The organism is Shewanella sp. A22 (genome assembly GCF_053850585.1).
In genome coordinates, this window is the sequence record NZ_JBSQBN010000103.1 from 1 (window position 1) to 16,393 (window position 16,393).

At 41.7% G+C, this 16,393-nt stretch carries 12 protein-coding genes; 2 read left to right on the forward strand and 10 right to left on the reverse strand.

Annotated elements, in window-relative coordinates:
- Nucleotides 1-244: 244 nt before the first annotated feature.
- The 10 genes from ACWXWT_RS15910 to ACWXWT_RS15955 form a co-directional block, all read right to left on the reverse strand.
- A complete protein-coding gene (locus tag ACWXWT_RS15910; protein ID WP_456042559.1) occupies nt 245-1,522 on the reverse strand; it encodes an OmpP1/FadL family transporter in 1,278 nt (425 codons plus the stop codon).
- A gap of 404 nt (nt 1,523-1,926) precedes the next feature.
- The gene (putP, locus tag ACWXWT_RS15915) at nt 1,927-3,384 is read right to left on the reverse strand and encodes a sodium/proline symporter PutP (RefSeq protein ID WP_456042560.1); all 1,458 of its coding nucleotides are present in this window, start codon (nt 3,382-3,384) and stop codon (nt 1,927-1,929) included.
- Nucleotides 3,385-3,517: 133 nt separating this feature from the next.
- Nucleotides 3,518-4,225, reverse strand: coding sequence for a DUF3379 domain-containing protein (locus ACWXWT_RS15920; RefSeq protein ID WP_456042561.1), 708 nt, complete (start codon nt 4,223-4,225; stop codon nt 3,518-3,520).
- Nucleotides 4,218-4,781 (reverse strand): sigma-70 family RNA polymerase sigma factor, encoded by a 564-nt coding sequence (locus ACWXWT_RS15925; RefSeq protein ID WP_456042562.1) that lies wholly within the window; start codon nt 4,779-4,781, stop codon nt 4,218-4,220. Before ACWXWT_RS15925 ends, ACWXWT_RS15920 begins: the two co-directional genes overlap by 8 nt.
- A gap of 102 nt (nt 4,782-4,883) precedes the next feature.
- Nucleotides 4,884-6,509: a BatD family protein gene (locus ACWXWT_RS15930; protein WP_456042563.1), complete on the reverse strand. Its 1,626-nt coding sequence runs from the start codon at nt 6,507-6,509 to the stop codon at nt 4,884-4,886.
- Nucleotides 6,503-8,575 (reverse strand): VWA domain-containing protein, encoded by a 2,073-nt coding sequence (locus ACWXWT_RS15935; protein ID WP_456042564.1) that lies wholly within the window; start codon nt 8,573-8,575, stop codon nt 6,503-6,505. The genes ACWXWT_RS15930 and ACWXWT_RS15935 overlap by 7 nt, the downstream gene beginning before the upstream one ends.
- Nucleotides 8,575-9,579, reverse strand: coding sequence for a vWA domain-containing protein (locus ACWXWT_RS15940; protein ID WP_456042565.1), 1,005 nt, complete (start codon nt 9,577-9,579; stop codon nt 8,575-8,577). The genes ACWXWT_RS15935 and ACWXWT_RS15940 overlap by 1 nt, the downstream gene beginning before the upstream one ends.
- Nucleotides 9,573-10,121, reverse strand: a complete 549-nt coding sequence (locus ACWXWT_RS15945) for a DUF4381 domain-containing protein (RefSeq protein ID WP_456042566.1) — start codon at nt 10,119-10,121, stop codon at nt 9,573-9,575. Before ACWXWT_RS15945 ends, ACWXWT_RS15940 begins: the two co-directional genes overlap by 7 nt.
- Nucleotides 10,122-11,057: a DUF58 domain-containing protein gene (locus ACWXWT_RS15950; RefSeq protein ID WP_456042567.1), complete on the reverse strand. Its 936-nt coding sequence runs from the start codon at nt 11,055-11,057 to the stop codon at nt 10,122-10,124.
- A 40-nt stretch (nt 11,058-11,097) separates the two neighbouring features.
- On the reverse strand, nt 11,098-12,054 hold the full coding sequence (locus ACWXWT_RS15955) for an AAA family ATPase (protein ID WP_456042568.1): 957 nt from the start codon (nt 12,052-12,054) through the stop codon (nt 11,098-11,100).
- A gap of 247 nt (nt 12,055-12,301) precedes the next feature.
- Here ACWXWT_RS15955 and fadI point away from each other — a divergent pair, with 247 nt between their 5' ends.
- Nucleotides 12,302-13,612, forward strand: a complete 1,311-nt coding sequence (fadI, locus tag ACWXWT_RS15960) for an acetyl-CoA C-acyltransferase FadI (RefSeq protein ID WP_456042569.1) — start codon at nt 12,302-12,304, stop codon at nt 13,610-13,612.
- Nucleotides 13,613-13,617: 5 nt separating this feature from the next.
- Nucleotides 13,618-15,744 carry a fatty acid oxidation complex subunit alpha FadJ gene (gene fadJ / locus ACWXWT_RS15965; RefSeq protein ID WP_456042570.1) on the forward strand — a complete coding sequence of 709 codons (2,127 nt, stop codon included), beginning with the start codon at nt 13,618-13,620 and terminating at the stop codon, nt 15,742-15,744.
- Nucleotides 15,745-16,393 lie beyond the last annotated feature (649 nt).

Genomic DNA, 16,393 nt, shown 5'->3' on the forward strand with positions numbered 1-16,393 from the left:
CTCAGGTATTCCACTTCTGTGTTACATCGATTTAAAAGGGAACAACCATTTCTACATCAATGTGCCTTGAATTGAAAAACCTGAGAGACTCTGAACTGACCAGATATTTAATGGGATTGGTATAATTGCACTTATTAGTCAAATCAGTAAGCATAAAAAAACCGCCAATTAATCTAAAAGGCGGCTTGGTTGTACATTGTATGATTGTTTTTATCAGCGATTAATAGATATAAAACACTAAAAGTTAAAAGCTGTAGTTATATTGCACTGAGTAGTACACTGCATTTGAACGAGTATGTGCTGATATTTCACTATTGTAACCAGGTACTTGAGCTATAAGTTTACTATCTTCTAATACCGTTACGTCTTCCCCGCGCACAAAGGCAATACCAAAATCAATACTAGATTTTTGATTTAAATCATAGCTTACCCCAGCGGTGTACCATGTACGATCTGAATCTGGAATAGATAATGATGAATGCTGGTCAACGACGCCATCGTCTGTTGCTACACCGGCACGTAAAGTCCAGTTTTGAGAAAGATTATATGTAGCACCTAAACTTAAAAACCATGAATCTTTCCAGTGGTATTCCTTTAAGTCGGCCTGTTCAACGCCGTTTGCACCGTCTTTAACGACGATTTTGTCGAATGCACTCCAGTTAGTCCATTGTGCAGTGTAATGCACGGCAAAATTGTCTGTTAATTGGTGAAAACCAGCAAGTTGAGCAATATCAGCGATTGGTATATCAATTTCATTATATTCGGCGTAAAGGTAATTAACGTCACCTTTAGCGGTTAGTTTTGGGCTGATACGATAGCTTAACCCAAAGCGGTTATTTGGATTGGCTTCATAAACCACACCAACGATCCCACCTAATGCCCAGCCATCGGCATCAACATCAACCAAGTGACCAAATTGTTCGTTAACACGTGTAAGGGTTCCGCTGCCATAAATGGCATCAATACCAAAGCCGAAGCTGAATTCATCGTTAACCCGATAAGACATACTGGTATTGAAGTTAATGGTAACAACTTCTGTGTTACCCAATAAATCGACTGGCGCGGGCAGAGGAGTGACATTGTCACCTATGGTTGGCGTTCTGTCTGCCAACGTGCTTAAGTCAGTGCCTGTACCGTAGTTACTGAATGCAGCAACACCGAAGGCTATTTTGTCGTTAATTGGATTGATGTAGTAAAAATTAGGGATGAGTTTAGCTTCAGCAGCATCATGTTCACTGCCTAAAGCCACATCTTGCCCACCATAATTGCCTTGTGCATCTGATACCGCTACATCAATATCAGCATAAACGACACCCAAAGATAGCGATGTTTCATCAAAAAGAGCCATTGCTGCAGGGTTGCGAGATAAAACCGAAGCATTGTCTGCTATTACCGCATCACCAGACATTGCACGGCCAATTCCAGTTGCCGATTGGCTATTTAGCTGAAAACCAGCCGCAGAAGTTTGCGCGCTAATTAAGCCAACTGCTGCTGCAATGAGGGTCTTGTTGAGCTTGTTCATTATTGTTTCCCATTTATTATTACCGTTTTTGTAAAGTTTTTTACTTCAATGAGTTAACGGCTAAAATTTAGGGCATCTTAGGTAAGAGTGGTTAATGTAACAACTCCGACCAGATGTGAGTTATTGTTAACATTAGGTTAATTCAATGTTTATGGGAGAGGTAGGTGTTTGATAGCATAGTAGTATATGTAAGTTTTTCACCATATTATCTGGATGATTGTTTAAAAAGGGGGGAAATTAAAGTTTATTCATACTGACTGATTTTACAGTGAGCAAACTTTTGTTGACTAAATGCTACTGACAATACTTCTTGTGGATGGCTTTGTTGGGTTATTATTATCATGGTATTAATAACTCAACCTCTGTGTTTCAGGGGCTGAGTTATCATGAATGATATTGGGGTATTATGATTTTAGTGAGTCACGAAAGGCCGTAAAGTCAGCTACCGTTTTTTGTGCCGGAGGTGATACTTTGCTTACGATTATCCCCACTAGTGATGCAAAAATAAACCCTGGTACAATCTCATATAATTCAAAAATGCCTCCAGTCATTTGTTTCCATATGACAACCGTCATTGCGCCTACCAAAATGGTTGAAATAGCCCCATTACGACTATAGCCTTGCCAGAAAAGCGATAGTAACACTACTGGTCCAAATGCTGCGCCAAACCCAGCCCATGCATAGCTGACTAGCCCTAACACACTACTTTCAGGATTGAGAGCGACAACTCCCGCCACTAATGCGATGGCAATAACACCTAATCTACCGACTAACATTAACTCTTTGCTGCTGGCTTGAGGACGTAACCACTTTAAATAGAAGTCTTCTGTTATCACGCTTGAACAGACGAGCAATTGTGAATCGATGGTACTCATGATCGCCGATAAAATTGCCGCTATCAGTAGGCCACCTACCCAAGGATTAAAAGCGGCGTGGGCTAAATGGATAAATACTGTTTCTGGGTTTTCAAGGGGCTCGGTTGCAAAATAAAGGCTGCCGGCAATACCCGTCGCTAAGGCGCCAAATAGTGACACTACCATCCAACTCATGGCGATGCGTCGAGAAAGCACCAAATCTTTTGGGCTGCCGATAGCCATAAAACGAGATAAAATATGTGGTTGGCCGAAATAACCTAACCCCCATGCCAATAAAGACACAAGGCCAATAATCGTTGTATTGTCATTAATAAACGACAACATGGCGGGATCAATGTGTTCAAAATTAGCTTGTGTATTGGGTTCGCTAAAGATTGAAATAGGCACAATGACGAGCGCGACTAACATTAAGCAACCTTGGAAGAAGTCAGTCCAACTAACGGCAAAAAAACCACCAACAAAGGTATAAGAAACAATAATGAATGAGCCGATCAATAAGGCGAGGGTGTAATCGAGACCAAATACTTTTTCAAATAATATTGCGCCGCCTACCATGCCTGAAGAGGTATAGAAGGTGAAAAAAATCAGTATTGTTAATGCCGAAACGAGCCTTAATAGCCCATGTGAATCATTAAAACGATTTTCAAAAAAGTCTGGTAATGTTAATGCATTATCGGCCATTTGAGTATAAATACGCAGACGTCTAGCGACAAATAGCCAATTAAGCCAAGCGCCAAACACTAACCCAAAACCAATCCATGCTTCGCCTAAACCACTTAAATATACGGCTCCAGGTAAACCAAGTAATAACCAGCCTGACATATCTGATGCGCCAACACTTAACGCGGTTACCGCTGGGCCCATTTTCCTGCCACCAAGGATGTAATCATCAACGGTATCGGTTTTGCGGTAGGCCCAATAGCCTATCCCCATCATTAAGGCTAGGTATCCAATAAAGGTGATGATGATTGGTGTTTGAATATCCATATTGCTTCCTGTAAATTATTTTTATAATCGACATGCTAGCAGAAGTTTGAGCTGGTTCACACTTTGAATTTTTCAAGTATAAAAAATCCGCTATTCAATGAAATAGCGGATTTTTAATCACCATTTATCAAGATTAAATAAAGGTGTTTTCAACTTCTTTTTTAACAAAATCAAGGTCGGATGTCGGCTCACCTACCAAGACCATATAGGCATCAGCTGTTTGAAAGCTCTGACCTTTATATTGATTGTCGGCAAACGCTTCTTCTAATACCATACGACTTTCGATAGGAACAATAAACAAGGTGACTTTGTTTCCGTTTTCGTCGGCCATGACCAAATGCAATGATTTTACCCCTTGGAAGTCACAATATGAGGTATAAAAAACACGTCCGGGTTGTTGAATAAATTTTGAGTCACGTAATCCTTCCAAACTGGCTAATTTAAAATTCACGTCATTAAAACCAATATCTTGCTCTATTATTAATGCCTTGGTTTCATGGCGCACATGAGCTAGCGAGTTTTCCCCTAAGTTTATCGGCGTAAAGCGCAATAAGCTAAAGCTGATCCCAACAACAAAGGCTATGGATGCAGCCATTGCCATCAAATAACGCGTGTTTTTTTTACTCTTTTGATGCTGGTTCAATTGCTGTCGTAAAATTAATTTATCAGCTAAATCATCAGGCACATTAATTTTGAGTGCTTGGGTGAGTTTATGGTCAAATGCTTTTAGGTCTTTGACAAAATGTGCATCGTCTTCATTTTCGGCTAAGTGAGCCAAGAATTCGTCGGACTGATTATTAGGGTCACCGTATGCATGGCGACGAAATTGTAGATCATCCATTTGATTGACCTCTTACCTCTGGTGTTTCGAGAGCGTCTTTTAACTGGTTTCTGGCTCTAAATAAACGGGTCATAACCGTATTTCGATTGAGTTCGAGCATGGTGGCTATTTCTTCACCACTAAACCCGCCAATCAGTTGCAATAACAAAGGTTCTCGGTATTCTATATCGAGCTTACCTATTTGACGACGTAACCAATATTGCTCGGTATCTTCTTCATGACTTGTTGATAATACATCTTCAAGTAAATCTTGTTCTACGTCGCTGTAGTCAAATTGTTTACGCTCAAAACGTCTGGCATTTTCCCGTCTTAATATGGTAATCAGCCAAGCTTTAGCGGCTTTTTCGTCATTTAATGAGTCCAAAGAACGCCACGCTCGTAAGAACGTTTCTTGTGTAATATCTTCTGCAACATGCTTATCACCACATAACCAAAAGGCGTAGCGAAATATGTCGGTGTGAAGCGCCCTGACAAGGCTATCGTATCGTCGTTGTTTTGTTAGCATCTCAGATAAGACCGCAGGTTCGGACTTTTTCTTTCGCAAGTAATCAAACATTTGTTAACTTTTTTGAGTTAATAATATGTAACAGCTTAAAAAGAGGCTGGATTAATAGCAAGTGAAATAGCAGAAACGCTCTGCTATTTAACATTTTTACTGTTAAGGATTGAGTTCGGCTATTAGTGGTTTTTTGTCGGGATTGGGTGCTTGATAAGCCAAAATGGCATCCATAAGCGATTTTTTGTCCATTGCTTGGGGCTTGCTGCCGTATTTATCTGCTTGTAATTTATTAAGAGCTAGTGCCAGTTGTGTTGATAACTGACTAATTTGAGTTAAGCTCATAGGCTGGCCTAAGCATTCAGAAAAGTAATCTTGTACCGCTTTTATTGCTGCACTGCTGTCGTTGCGGTCACATGCATGAATGATGGTATTTAATCCACTGGTCGCTGTTTTTCGTGGAATGTTATTTTGCTCAGTTGATACCTTGCTAACACTATTACTTGCTGCAATGGCTCGTCGCCAGAGTATGAGTGTGATGACCCAAAGCAGTGCCAATACACCACTAATCCAAGGCCAGACTCCAGCAGAACGTTGAAGTGTAAAACGATCTGCTGATGGAATATCTGTTGCTGCGACAGTGCTACCTACAACATTAAAAGTACGCTCAGGAAGTGTGGCAAATTGCTGTTGTTTAAGATGTGGGTTCCACCAAGGAACGCGAATTTCTGGCAGCGTGTAAGTACCAGGTTTTGTGGGAACGATTGCGGTGGTTAAGCTGTATTGCGACACTACCTGATTATCGCGTACGAAGGTTTGTCTCAATGGCTTTTCCGGATAAGCTTTAAGTCCTTTAGCCAGCGGCATGTCTATATCTGGCAAACTGGTGTCATCGGTATTTGAGGCGATTAAGCTGATAGTTCTGGTGATGGGACTGCCCACTTCGAATTCGTTGATATCATCTGGCCACGTTTCTTTCAATACCGCAATATCGCTGACTAGCCATTTCCCTTGGTAGCTTGGCGGTGTAGGGTTAATTTGGATGACTTGTCTTTCTGCCTCAGTTTGCATTGGTCTACTTTCGTTAAAACCAAACATTCCACCACGTCTGGGCGCTTCAACAAGTACATCTCCTGCAAAGCTGGCACCATTGATAACTAATTCCCCTGGTAGATCGGCAATAATGCCATAGGTACGTTCAATGACTCTAAATCGTCTACCATCTACAATCTCACTGCCGTCTTTGTCTTCACCTATTTGTTTGATTTGTGCGCCTTCAATCACAGGCGCGCTTAGCACGCCACGTTGCAATTCTACTGCGAGGTATAACTTAACTTTATAGGTAATTAATTGGCCTACATAGGCGTCAGAGGTATTAGTGTCAATTTTGATAAAGACATTTTTTGCTTCACTCGGCTTGGCACCTTGAGGCATGACCTTTAATGTAATGGGCTGAGAACTCACGCCATTGATGTTAAACGCAGGTATGGTGATATCACCTAGCGATTTAGGTGACAATAATACCTGCCAGCGAGTTTCTTTTGTGGTGTCAAAATTAACCATTTTGGTGCTGCGGCCAACGCTGGTTCTACCAACAATAAAATCATCGAGTAATACTGATGTATCTAATGCACCAGCATTAAGATCATCATCGGCAATGATATCGAGTACGAAATATTCTCCTGCAACAACTGGGTTTCGGTCGATGGTAGCTTGTACTTGGCTCAGTGCAAATACGGGGCCTGCAATGATGAATAGCAAGAGGCTAAAAAAAGTTCTGATTACCACTGTTCATTTTCCTTAGGTGGTTGACTATTTTGACGACGTTTTTGATATTCAAGCTGCATTTTATTGCGGATTAGCACTTGCGGATCTTCATTGACTGCACGAAGAGCTCGCTCCATATCCGCCGGTAGCGATTCTTGATTAATTTGTGATGCGGAGACCATTTCTGATGGTTTATTTTCTTTTACATCTTCTGTACTTGCTTTGGCGGACGATGGTGCTGCACTCATTTCTTGATTGCTTTCATCTTGTTGTTTGGCATTTTCAGCCGCATTGGCCTGCATGTTAGATTCGTTACTTGCTGGAGAGTCTTGCGTTGAATCATCTTGCTGTGAAGCGTTGTTATCTTCAGAGGTTGATGATTGTTGCTCTGAGTTATTTTGTTGCTGTGTTTCGTTTTGTGACGATTCGGATTGTTTATCATCTTTTTGTTCATCGCGGTCAGATGGCTGATCACTTTGTGATTGCGGTTCATTATCAGATGAACGATCATTTTTATTGTTAGATTGGTTTCCAGCATTATGCTGTTGGTCTTGTTGGTCTTGTTGGTTTTCCTGCTCACCAGACTGCGAATCGTCGGGCTCTGATTGTTCAGAACTGTTTTTATCTGAAGACGATTTTTCTGATGTTGAGTTTTCGTCATTGGAGTTAGATGGATCTTGCTCTGATTTATCTGATTGCTGTTGAGGTGACTCTTTTTGTTGTTCGAGCAATTGCTGGGCTAAAGCTAAATTCTGCGCTGCTTTAGTAAACGGTGATTGAGCTTCGATGGCTTTTTGATAGCGGTCAATGGCTTGGGAGTAATCTTTTAGTTGCATAAGTGCATTGCCTTGGTTATATAAACCTTGGGCACTGTTATCTTGTTCAAATTCGGTTAATGCTTGTTGATAATCGCCAGCTTTATAATAGGCTACTGCCCGCCATTGCGAGTCTTTAAATGTGTCAGCAGCCTGAGCAAATTCACCTTGTTGGAATGCAGATTGTGCCTGTTGATCTTTGGTTTGCCATAAATCTTGCCACACCGAGGCTTGCGTCGGTTGGCTCAGTGTCAGACTAAATGCCATTGCTGTCGTCAGCAGCAATGCAGGGTTAAGCATGATGGCTAATAATCCTTGTCTAAAACTCATTAACATCGGGATAATTAACAACAATGCTAAAAAAGGCCCTAAATCTTGCCACGTTTCACCAGCGAGTTCGGTTTCCGCCGCTTTACCGTCTGACGCTAACCAGTGGGTTAATGTCTTGATATCGCTGCCATCTGTCTGTGCTGGGATCAGAAGTCCTTGATGTTGTTGCACCAATTTTTGTAATAAATTGTAATCTGTTTTAGCAACAACGACTTCATTACTGTTGTCGCGCAATAATTGACCATCAGCCAAACGGATGGGGGCACCTTGTTTGCTGCCAAACGCCATAATAGATAAACGATAACGATCGTTAAGAGCACTTGTAGCTTGATTAAACTGTTGTGCAGAAATGCCATCGGTCAGAACTATAATGTCACCAGTAACATGGCCACCTTGAGCCAGTAGCTTTTCTGCAAGCAACAATGCCGTTGCTAAGTTAGATCCTTTAGTTGGCATAATATCGGGGGACAATGTCGGCAGCAAATTTAAAATAGTACCACTGTCGCGTGTGAGCGGACTGATGGTATATGCGTCACCTGCGTAGGCAATTAGTCCAGTTTCACCTTCTTTCAATTCATTCAGTAAATCGGTTGCTCTAAATTTAGCGTAAGACAATCTATTTGGGGTCAAATCAGTGGCATACATGGACTGCGACATGTCCATAACCAGTACTCGACCTTGTTCTGTAGCAAATACAGGCAGGTTTTGTTTATGTAATGCTGGGCCAGAAAGTGCTAATACTGCGATAGTCCAACACGCAATTAATATCCATTTAGGTTTATATTTTTTTTCAACGGCTTGGGTTATCAGTAATTGGCTTAAATGTGGGGCGATATATTGCTTCCAAGCAGATTGCTGGCTATGTTTACGCCAAAATAATGCGCTTAATATCAATACTGGTATCAGTCCCAATAACCATTCTGGGCGAATAAAGTGCACCATTATTGGTTCGCCTCCCTTGCTGTGCTTGTTTTCGGTAATCGTTGTGAAGGCCATTGTTGTTGAAGGCTAATTAAAAAGCTGATCAATAATGACATGAACAAAGGCCAATAAAATAGTTCGCTTTTAGGGCGATAACTGAGTTGATCACGACTGACGGGTTCAAGTTTATCTATTTCTTGATAAATACTTGCTAACTCTTCAGTGTTTCGAGCCCTAAAATATTGCCCTTTCGTCATGCTGGCTAACTTTTTCAGTTGGCTTTCATCTAAGTCCATTGATGGATTAACACGTTCTTTACCAAAAATGGTTCGGCGTTCTAATACATCGGCGCCAACACCGATAGTGTAAATCGTGATATTTCGTTTAGCGGCAATTTGGGCGGCAACCTCTGGTTCAATGTTACCTGCATTATTAGAACCGTCTGTGAGTAAAATGAGCACTCGGTTACTCTCATCAACTTTATCAAAACGTTTAACTGCAAGTGCAATCGCTTCACCGATAGCCGTTTGTTTGCCCACTAATCCTATTTGCGCATCATCTAAAAAGGTCGCTACTGAGCGACGGTCTAAGGTGAGTGGGGCTTGTAAGTAAGCATGGTCTGCAAATAAAATAAGTCCGAGCCTGTCACCTTTGCGACGTTGAATAAATTCATTGAGCACATGCTGTATCAAGGTAAAGCGGTTTACTGTTTGTCCATTTATTACCATGTCTTCAATCTGCATACTGCCCGATAAATCGACCGCAATCATTAAATCTCGGCCTTTAGCTGGCAATTCAATAGGATCGCCAAGCCATTGGGGGCGAGCGATTGCTAACAACAAAAAGAGCCACATCAACCAGTAACGTTTACGGCTATTTTTATGGCTGACAGTGCTTGTTGTCATGACGGTAGTCGCGATACCTGGTAGTTGTAAATAGCCGCCTGCACTGTTCATGTTGACGCGCTTTATTAACAACGGGAGTGGGAGTAACACTAATAACCATGGCCAATATAGCGTTAACATTTGGCCTCCTGTTGTCGATTGTTTGGTGTTAATGTTGCGTCGCTAAAGGGACGCTTATTGGTTAACCAAGCTTTTGCTAAAGAGTGCAAATGGGCTTTTTCGGTGAAAGTTAATCCGCTGGCTTGATGACGCTTAACTAACAAGTTACCAATTGTATGCTGTTGTTTTGCTGGCAAACGAGTATCTAACCAATCAAACCAAGGTTGACCATTGAGTTTGGCTAGGTTTTCGCGAGGTAAATAGGTGAGTGCGGTACGCTTGAGTAGGCTATTAACCTGTGCGGCAAAGGTATCATCATCAATGTTGTAGCTCTCTAACAACGTCAGGGCTGCCTTACGCGGAGCATGATATTGGCGTTGCTTATACAAACGTCTACTTAACCAGATTGCCAAGATAATTAATATTGTTGCGATTATCCAATACCCTGGTGCTATGGGGATTGCGCTTATTGGTTCGGGTAATTGAATATCTTGCAATTGCTCTAATGCTGAAGTGCTGGCATCAATAGGCATAGGCTGCGATGGTAAATTCGAAGTGGTCATTTAACGTAAAATATCCAATTGTGCACTGAGTGGTTTGGCTGCATTAATTAATCTTGGCTGCACTTTAATTAAACTCATTAAGGCAAAAAACTGTTGCTGTTGTGCGTGTTGATTAGTTAACCAAGCGTCATAGCTTTGGCGTGTTAGAGTCAATTGGTGTTGGCCATCACGAACGGGTAAGGAAAATTGTTTGGGCAATGCCAGTGTTCCTTGTCTTAATGGATCGGTGATCACAAACGCCCCGATTTCACAGTGACGGGACAATTCAGTTAAAGGGGCTAAGCATTGTTGAGTAATATGTTGTCCATCGGTAATAATCCAAATCAGTGACCCAGGTTTAGCAATACGTTGTAAGCGTTGGCAGGCTTTAAGCATATGGTCTGGAGCTGGTGACAATTGATTTATTTGTCTTAATTGCAGTTGATGGATACTAATCAACCCAGAGGTTAACTGTAAAATGCCTTGGCGACGGCTGCGTGGTTTGAGCTCTAAGTGAGTATCTTCACTGGCAATTAGTGCCCCGAGTCTATCACCGTGATTGATGGCACTCCAACCTAATGTTGTTGCTAAATGGGCAGCTTGTACCGATTGTAATAATAGTTGTGAGCCAAAATATAAACTGTGGCTTAAGTCGATTAATAGCAGGATAGGGCGTTCGCGTTCTTCGACAAACAGCTTGGTATGCGCAACCCCTGTTCGTGCGGTGACACGCCAGTCAATTGTGCGCACATCATCACCATTTTGGTAATGGCGAACTTCTGCAAACTCCATTCCACGGCCCTTTATTTGACTACTTCTGTGGCCTGACAAAGTGGCTTTTGCTCGTGATTGGCGATCAGGGATCGCACGGGATAAACTTTGACAAGCAATTAACTCTTGCTCATTTAAGCTCACCCCATCGCTGTAGAGTGGTAATGAATTAGTTTGGTTTATCATAATCTATTCATACTTAATATTAAGTGCACGTGCAGTCTATTTACGGTACGGCAACTTGATTAAGGATGTGACTAATCACCTGATCTGCCGTAACACCTTCAGCTTGTGCTTGATAACTGAGCAGTAAACGGTGACGTAATACATTTGGTGCAACTGCTTGTATATCTTCAGGAGACACAAAATCACGCTCATATAACCAAGCTCGTGCTCTTGCACAGCGCTCTAATGAGATCGTTGCGCGAGGACTTACACCATATTCAAGCCATTTTGCTAAATCTGCACTGTATCTGGCCGGTTGGCGCGTTGCCATTATGATTTCAACGATATATTTTTCTAACGGTTCTGCTAAATAAATTTCTAAAGCTTGGTCTCGTGCAGCGAACACATCGGCTTGGGCTACGGGCTCAATTGTGGGCAATTGATGAGTTTTTGCTTCATTACGTGATTGGCGTAATATTTCACATTCAGTTTCGGCACTTGGGTAATCAAGGTTTAAATGCATTAAAAAACGATCTAATTGCGCCTCTGGCAGCGGATAAGTGCCTTCATTTTCGAGTGGGTTTTGTGTTGCCATCACTAAAAAAAGTGGCGGTAGAGGATAGCTATTTTTACCTACGGTAACTTGACCTTCTGCCATTGCTTCTAATAACGCTGACTGTACTTTCGCTGGAGCACGGTTAATTTCATCCGCTAGGATTAAATTATGGAAAATTGGCCCAGCCTCAAATTCGAATGTACCCGTTTGTTGGCGATAAATATCAGTACCTGTTAAATCTGCAGGCAGTAAATCAGGTGTAAACTGAATACGATGAAACTCACCCTCTACGCCATCACATAGCGCCTTTACAGCACGGGTTTTGGCTAAACCTGGTGGACCTTCAACTAATAAATGTCCGTTTGCGATAAGTGCTATCAGCAAGTTCTCAGTTAATACGGGTTGACCTAAGACAACAGTATCTAAATAGGCTCGTAGTGAGTGGAAACGACTTAACGGCATAGCGGTACTCAATGTATTTAGTTGTATAGGGGTTATTAGGCCCTATGTTATGAATTCTATTGGTTTTTGGCTAGTAGGATTAACACAATTTAACGCTTTACTATAGAGATAGTTGTAAACGCCTGTTTAAAACTATGCAATAAAAAGTTAGAATCAGATCACACTTTGATGGTCTGACCAGATTATCTAATAACATAGAAACTTACCGGTTAAGCCGAGATAAGCTAACAATAATAGAGGGTGGCATATGAGTGATAGACAACAGGTAACAAATTCCCGGGGTGAGCGCATTGCGATTGTTGCCGGCTTAAGAACGCCATTTGCGAAACAAGCAACCGCTTTTCATGGCGTATCTGCGCTGGATATGGGCAAAATGGTGGTAAATGAGTTGTTGTCTCGTTCTGAAATTGACCCTCAATTAATTGAACAACTTGTATTTGGTAAAGTTGTGCAAATGACGGCTGCACCCAATATTGCTCGTGAAATTGTGCTCGGAACCGGGATGAAGGTTACAACAGATGCTTATTCTGTTACACGAGCATGTGCTACTAGCTTTCAGTCTACTGTTAATGTGGCTGAGTCAATTATGACTGGCAATATTGAGGTTGGCTTAGCGGGTGGTGCAGATTCTTCTTCAGTGTTACCGATTGGAGTATCGAGAAAGCTTGCTCATGCCTTAGTTGATTTGAATAAAGCACGGACGTTTAAGCAAAAATTCGCTATTGCTCGTCGTTTAGGTTTGAAAGATCTTTTACCTGTACCGCCAGCGGTTGCTGAGTATTCAACGGGTTTGTCTATGGGACAAACCGCCGAACAAATGGCTAAGACATACAATATTAGCCGTGCAGATCAAGATGCATTAGCGCACCGTTCACATACTTTAGCAACAGAAACTTGGAATGCTGGCTACCTTCATGATGAAGTCATGACAGCTCATGTTCCTCCGTATAAACATTTTATTGATCGCGATAATAATATTCGTGAGAACTCTGTATTAGAGTCTTACGCTAAATTGCGTCCAGCGTTTGACCGCAAGCATGGCACTGTAACTGCGGCCAATAGCACCCCGTTAACTGATGGTGCCTCTGCAGTTATTTTAATGAGCGAAGGACGAGCCAAGGCTTTAGGTTATAAGCCTATGGGTTACATAAAAAGTTATGCATTTACTGCCATTGATGTTTGGCAGGATATGTTGATGGGGCCTTCGTATGCCACACCATTAGCATTAAAACGTGCTGGTATGGAATTAGAAGATTTAACGCTGATAGAAATGCACGAAGCATTTGCTGCACAAACATTAGCGAATATGCAGATGTTTGGTTCTAAAAAGTTTGCAGAAGAAAAATTAGGTCGTAACCGTGCAATTGGTGAAATCGACATGAGTAAGTTTAATGTACTAGGTGGCTCATTAGCTTATGGTCATCCGTTTGCGGCTACTGGTACACGTTTGATAACCCAAGTATGCCGTGAGCTTAAACGACGCGGTGGTGGTACTGGTTTAGCAACGGCTTGTGCAGCGGGTGGTTTAGGCGTAGCAATGATTTTAGAGGTGGAGTAATGAGCATGGAAAAAACATTTAATTTAGCTCGTCGTGATGATGGTATCGCGATTTTAACCATGGATGTTCCTGGTGAAACCATGAACACACTAAGAGCAGAATTTGGCCCTGAAATCACAGAGATTTTAGCTGAAGTAAAAGCTGACCCAAGTATTACCGGTTTGGTGGTTATTTCTGGTAAGGCTGATTCGTTTGTGGCGGGAGCTGACATTAGCATGCTTGCGGCGTGTAAGAGTGAAGCCGATGCGAAGGCATTGTCACAACAAGGACATGTATTATTTTCTGAGCTGGAAGGATTATCCATTCCTGTAGTTGCGGCAATCAATGGTGCTTGTTTAGGCGGTGGTTTAGAGTTAGCCCTTGCATGCCATTTACGTATATGCAGTGATGATAAAAAAACCATGCTAGGTTTACCTGAAGTACAATTGGGCCTGTTACCTGGTACAGGCGGTACTCAACGTTTACCCCGTTTGGTTGGTATTACTACCGCTCTTGATATGATGCTAACGGGTAAACAAATTCGCCCTAAACAAGCGTTAAAAATGGGCCTGGTGAATGATGTTGTACCTAACTCTATTTTGCTTGAAACTGCGATTGAGTTAGCAAAGAAAGGCAAGAAAGCGGCTAAACCAGTAGCAAAATCTAAAATTAATCAATTATTAGAATCAACGTCATTTACCCGAGACATCGTTTTCGACCAAGCTCGTAAGCAAGTTCAAAAGAAAACTCAAGGTAATTATCCTGCTCCAGCTAAGATTATCGATTGTGTGCGTCAAGGCATGAATAAAGGCATGGTGAAAGGCTTAGAGGTTGAAGCCACCCATTTTGCCAATTTGGTGATGTCTAAAGAATCTGCTGCATTAAGAAGCTTGTTCTTTGCCACGACTGAAATGAAAAAAGAGACCGGTGCAGAAGGCGCTGAACCTCGTGAAATCAAAAAAGTCATGGTGCTAGGTGGCGGTTTGATGGGGGGCGGCATTGCGTCTGTGACAACCACTAAGGCTAAGATACCTGTTCGTGTGAAAGATATATCTGAACAAGGTTTGAGTAATGCCTTAGCTTATGCTTATAAGCTATTAGACAAGGGGGTTAAGCGTCGTCATATGACGACTGCAGTTCGCGACAATATAATGTCGTTAATGACAACCACCACCGAATATAATGGAATTAAGGATGCAGATATTGTTGTTGAGGCCGTATTTGAAGATTTAGCATTGAAACACCAAATGGTAAAAGACGTTGAGCGTGAGTGTGGTGAAAACACCATTTTTGCGTCAAATACTTCATCTCTGCCAATTGGTCAAATTGCTGCAGCCGCAAGCCGTCCTGAAAATGTGATTGGTTTACATTACTTCTCTCCTGTAGAAAAAATGCCGTTGGTAGAAGTTATTGCCCATAAAACGACATCACCAGAGACGATTGCGACCACTGTAGCTTTTGCCCGTAAGCAAGGAAAAACGCCTATTGTTGTACAAGACGGTGCAGGGTTTTATGTGAACCGTATTTTAGCTTTGTACATGAATGAAGCTGCGCAATTATTACTTGAAGGTCAACGAGTTGAACATTTAGATCGTGCATTAGTAAGGTTTGGTTTCCCTGTTGGCCCAATGACTTTACTCGATGAAGTGGGTATTGACGTAGGTGCTAAAATTTCACCTATTTTAGAAAAAGAACTGGGTGACCGTTTTAAAGCTCCCGCTGCGTTTGACAAGTTATTAGCCGATGACCGTAAAGGTCGTAAAAATGGTAAAGGTTTCTATCAATATGGTGCAAAAGCCAAAAAGGCCAAATTAGTTGATGAGTCAGTCTATAAAGTGCTTGATATTGTCATCGCCTCAGATAAAGAAACGAAAGAAGTGGCTGAGCGCTGTACCATTCAAATGTTAAATGAAGCTGTGCGTTGTCTGGAAGAAGGTATTATTGCTTCTGCAAGGGACGGTGATATTGGGGCGATATTTGGCATCGGCTTTCCGCCTTTCTTGGGGGGGCCATTCCGTTATATTGACACATTAGGTGTTGCCAATTTAGTGACCACGCTGAATCGTTACCAATCACTTTACGGTGATCGTTTTGCACCGTGTGATACGTTAGTCAATATGGCTAGCGATGGCAGCTTATTTTATAAAAAGTAAAAACGTCGTAGCTCGCAGTTGACTGCTTGGCTGTCATTGTATAAAAAAGCGGCAATAAGTTGCCGCTTTTTTTATTAACTAAGGCATAATGCTGCCTGTTTTTTGAACGGCGAAGCTGACTGCTTATTATAAAAAGTATCATTTAAGTTAGGTGATTTTGGCTGATAGCACTAACGATGCCGCGTTAACATCATGGTTTATGCACCTAACTATAGTGGTATTGTTACCGTAGTGATTTGATTAATCTAGTAATTGAGGTTTAGTAATAATGCCGTTAAGTTGGTTATTTATGCTCGTTTTATCGAGTATAGCGAGTGGGTTAATATCTGCTTTTGCTGCTTATAGACATGGATTAGCAGTAAGGCGGTGGGGATGTATAGGTTGCATATTAGGACCGTTTACTTACCCATTGTTTAGTACACACAAACGTTTGGCTGATTTAAAAGTAAGACGGCATGGTCGATATAAAATCAATGGCTAAGCTTGTTTAAGGGTATACCATCATTAAAAAAGGAGCTAATGCTTAATGCCGATCAGTTAAGCGGTAATGCTATAAAAACTGAACAGATCGGTTGACCGATCTTTTCAGTCTGCGAAAATCCGATAATCTTTATTATCGGATTTTTTTATGGAACTCTCTGAAGCCCTT

Bases quoted from the DNA above. Each gene is read 5' to 3' on its own strand.
- fadJ (WP_456042570.1), top strand. From the start codon at position 13,618: ATGGAAAAAACATTTAATTTAGCTCGTCGTGATGATGGTATCGCGATT.
- ACWXWT_RS15955 (WP_456042568.1), bottom strand. From the start codon at position 12,054: ATGCCGTTAAGTCGTTTCCACTCACTACGAGCCTATTTAGATACTGTT.
- ACWXWT_RS15950 (WP_456042567.1), bottom strand. From the start codon at position 11,057: ATGATAAACCAAACTAATTCATTACCACTCTACAGCGATGGGGTGAGC.
- ACWXWT_RS15945 (WP_456042566.1), bottom strand. From the start codon at position 10,121: ATGACCACTTCGAATTTACCATCGCAGCCTATGCCTATTGATGCCAGC.
- ACWXWT_RS15935 (WP_456042564.1), bottom strand. From the start codon at position 8,575: ATGGTGCACTTTATTCGCCCAGAATGGTTATTGGGACTGATACCAGTA.
- ACWXWT_RS15925 (WP_456042562.1), bottom strand. From the start codon at position 4,781: ATGTTTGATTACTTGCGAAAGAAAAAGTCCGAACCTGCGGTCTTATCT.
- ACWXWT_RS15910 (WP_456042559.1), bottom strand. From the start codon at position 1,522: ATGAACAAGCTCAACAAGACCCTCATTGCAGCAGCAGTTGGCTTAATT.
- fadI (WP_456042569.1), top strand. From the start codon at position 12,302: ATGAGTGATAGACAACAGGTAACAAATTCCCGGGGTGAGCGCATTGCG.
- ACWXWT_RS15940 (WP_456042565.1), bottom strand. From the start codon at position 9,579: ATGTTAACGCTATATTGGCCATGGTTATTAGTGTTACTCCCACTCCCG.
- putP (WP_456042560.1), bottom strand. From the start codon at position 3,384: ATGGATATTCAAACACCAATCATCATCACCTTTATTGGATACCTAGCC.
- ACWXWT_RS15920 (WP_456042561.1), bottom strand. From the start codon at position 4,225: ATGGATGATCTACAATTTCGTCGCCATGCATACGGTGACCCTAATAAT.